The organism is Streptomyces sp. NPDC002130, from assembly GCF_040296465.1.
Taxonomy (GTDB): Bacteria; Actinomycetota; Actinomycetes; order Streptomycetales; family Streptomycetaceae; genus Streptomyces.
In genome coordinates this window covers 1-2,553 of record NZ_JBEOXI010000542.1, presented here as the reverse complement: position 1 = coordinate 2,553, position 2,553 = coordinate 1, and the positions used below count along the sequence as shown (strand labels likewise).

Below are 2,553 nucleotides of genomic sequence, written 5' to 3'. Positions count from 1 at the left end.
GTGGCAGGGCCGCCGGGCAGCCGCCGACTACTACGACACCACCCTCGACCAGCTCACCGACGACTCCCCGGACGACCAACTCACCGAGGCCTGGCAGAACTGCCCCGTCACCGAACGCTACGTCCTCGACGTCGCCTACACCCGCGAGCCCGAACCCGTCGATGAAGACGACCTCTGAAATCCGTACGTGCCGTTGCGACAGTGCCCGTTCTCGTCGAGCAGTGGTTTCGTGCGACGGCCGCCCAGTACTCGGCGCTGCCGTAGCGGAGTCATGGCGGTGGCTACTGTCCGACGATCGCCCGTAGTGCCGCGAGGTGGCCGTGGTACGCCTTACGTCCCTGTGGGGTCAGGCGCAGCCAGATGCGTTGCCGGGTGTCGCGTACGGCTTTGCGCTGCTCGACGTAACCAGCCTCGATCAGGGCTCCGGCATGCTTGCTCAACACGGAGGCCGACAATCCGAGTTGCTCCTGGATCACCGCGAATTCGGCCTCGCCCGTGGTGTCGAGCAAGGCGCAGACGCGCAGCCGGTTGGGCGAGTGGACGAGGTTGTCGAAGCCGTCCATCGGGTCGGTGGGCCGGGCGGTCACGAGGTCTTCCGGTGCAACCGTACGAAGGCGAGGTGGAAACCCACGGACAGCGCGGCCGTGGCGACCGAGGCGGCGGCGAGCCACCCGGCCTGGCCGGTGGCTCGGAACACCCAGCCCGGCCCGACCAACAGCGCCGGCAGGCCGATCGCCACGGGGACGGTCGCCCATGCGGGCAGCACGTCCAACCGGAGCGCCACGCCGGTGTGCCGTCTCCAGGAGCGGGCGGCGACCGCGGACAGCACCAGGTACACCGCGGTGATGATCAGCAGCACCGTCCCCCAGGCCGCCTCCGGCAGAAGCCACCGCTCGTCCGCGAGCAGCCCTCCGTACACGACGGGGAAGGCCGCTACGTACGCGGTGGAGACGGTGGCGAACCAGGCCGGCCACGGCGTGGCCGACAGGGCGGTGGCCGACGCCCGGATGCGAGCGGCTTCGGCCAGCGCGGCACGCGCCTCGTCCGACGTGGGAGGGACGTAACGGCCGGGGAAGCTCGCACCAGTTTCCATAGCGGAAAGAGTAAGGTCGACTTTCCGTTGTGGCAAGTGAAGACTTTCCGGATTGGAAAGGGATGATGGGGAAGCATCGTGGCTCGGTGGAGCGAGGACGGAAGGCCCTCCGGGTCCGGCTCCGTCAATGCGGCCGCTGGAGTGGCGGGCGCCGACACGTTCCTCGACGAAGAACCTCCTCTGGTCCGTGGGCAGGAAGTCAGGTGCCGGGAACGCCCGGCAGGTCGAGGAGGCGGCGCAGGCGTGGGGTGCCGAGTGCGACCGCTGTGCCGACCGCCATGACGAAGCCTCCGAGCAGCAGGAAGTACACCGCCGGCGACAGCACGGTGGTCAGCCGGAACAACTGGCCTCCCACCACCACTCCCACGGCACCGAACAAGCCGTTCACCGCGAGCAGGCGGCTGGTGCTGCCGGGGGGTGCCACCGTGGCGGCCAGGGCCAGGCCCGCGGGGGCCAGTGCGACCTCACCGCAGGAGTACAGCAGGTAGACCAGCAGCAGCCAGTGCGGGCCGACCGGGCCGTGCTCGGCGAGGCTGGCCGCGACCGCCATCAGGAGAAAGCTGAAGCCCGCCGTGAGCAGCGCGCCCGCGAACTTGACCGGGACGTCCACCCGCGGCGCCCTGAGCCAGAGCCGGGCGAAGAGCGGGGCGACCAGCAGGACGAAGAGCGGATGCACGGACTGGAACCAGCTGGCGGGGACGTCGAAACCCAGCACGTCCCGGTCGGTGTGACGCTCGGCGAACAGGCTGAGCACCGAACCGCTCTGCGCGAAGATCATCCAGAAGGCGGCCGAGGCGGCCATCAGCAGGGTGAAGCCGGCGAGCCGGCGCCTCTGGCCCGTGCCCTGGGCGGGGATCCGGCGCAATGAGCGCAGGTACCAGAACGGGAGGGTGACCGTGGTGAGGCCGAGGACGGCGAGCACCGCGGGGAGCGGGAGCAGCCCGCAGGACGCCGGCACCACCACGAGCGCGCCCACCGCCCCCGTGACCCACGCGGCGCGCCGGAGCATGGCGGCGGCCTCGGAGCGCGGCACCGGGTGGGGCGGACGCGCGCCCACGTCCCCGTACCGGCGCAGACCGAGGGCGAACTGGGCCAGTCCCGCCGTCATGCCGAGGGCGGCCGCCGCGAAGCCGAGGTGCCAGGCGACGCGCTCGGCCAGCAGCCCGGTGACGACGGGGGCGATGAGCGCGCTGACCTGGATGCACATGTAGAAGAGCGAGAAGGCCGCCTCGCGGCGGCCCTTCCCGTCCCCGCTGACCCCCGCGACCATGGCCGCCATGGCCGGCTTGACCAAACCCGTCCCCGCGACGACCAGCAGCAGACCGGCGTAGAGCGAGCCCGTCACCGGCAGCGCGAGCACCGCGTGGCCGCAGGTGATCAGCGCACCGCCGAGCAGCACGGCCCGGCGCGCACCCAGCACCCGGTCGGCGAGCCACCCGCCGGGCAGTCCGGCCATGAAG

Annotated in this window: 3 protein-coding genes; all 3 read right to left on the bottom strand. The window is 71.5% G+C overall.

Features of this window, described 5'->3' with window-relative positions:
- Positions 1-281: 281 nt before the first annotated feature.
- Positions 282-587 (bottom strand): transcriptional regulator, encoded by a 306-nt coding sequence (locus tag ABT116_RS42480; RefSeq protein WP_351645932.1) that lies wholly within the window; start codon positions 585-587, stop codon positions 282-284.
- Entirely contained in the window at positions 584-1,093 is a 510-nt protein-coding gene (locus tag ABT116_RS42475; RefSeq protein ID WP_351645927.1) for a hypothetical protein, read from the bottom strand. Before ABT116_RS42475 ends, ABT116_RS42480 begins: the two co-directional genes overlap by 4 nt.
- Positions 1,094-1,292: 199 nt before the next feature.
- Positions 1,293-2,553 (bottom strand): peptide MFS transporter (locus tag ABT116_RS42470; RefSeq protein ID WP_351645923.1); only part of this gene is annotated, 1,261 nt, incomplete at its 5' end.

Excerpts from the sequence above, each read along its gene's own strand:
- ABT116_RS42475 (WP_351645927.1), bottom strand. The coding sequence starts at position 1,093 with ATGGAAACTGGTGCGAGCTTCCCCGGCCGTTACGTCCCTCCCACGTCG.